This is a genomic window from Christiangramia aquimixticola (assembly GCF_048285835.1).
GTDB lineage: Bacteria > Bacteroidota > Bacteroidia > Flavobacteriales > Flavobacteriaceae > Christiangramia > Christiangramia aquimixticola.
Map to the genome: position 1 here is coordinate 1 of NZ_JBLVTL010000151.1, position 320 is coordinate 320.

1 protein-coding gene is annotated in these 320 nt (G+C 47.5%); it reads right to left on the minus strand.

The annotated features are described in order from the left end of the window. A partial coding sequence (locus tag ACNKXV_RS13900; RefSeq protein WP_417908315.1) for an ABC transporter permease occupies positions 1 to 320 on the minus strand: 320 nt, incomplete at both ends.

The following is a 320-nucleotide window of genomic DNA, read 5'->3' on the forward strand; positions in this document are numbered from 1 at the left end:
TGCCCAGTCATTGCCTTGTCTATAGGCTGGATTTTCGAGGGTATGAATAGAGACAAAAACCTCTCCCCTGAGATCAGACCGGGACGAAATACCTGCAATTACCCCCGTGACGGTGAGTTCGGTTTTGCCGAATTGGTTGCTCAGGGTAAAGATTTTTCCCAAAGGGTCCTGATCTGGAAATAGTTTTTGGGCAAGGGATTCGGTGATGACCACCGACTTGGGAGCGGTGAGATCGGCATCTCCGCGGATTTTATCGAATGAAAAAACCTGAAAAAAGTCTCCTTCCACAAAGTTGATTTGCTCTTCGGTAAAGGCCAAGT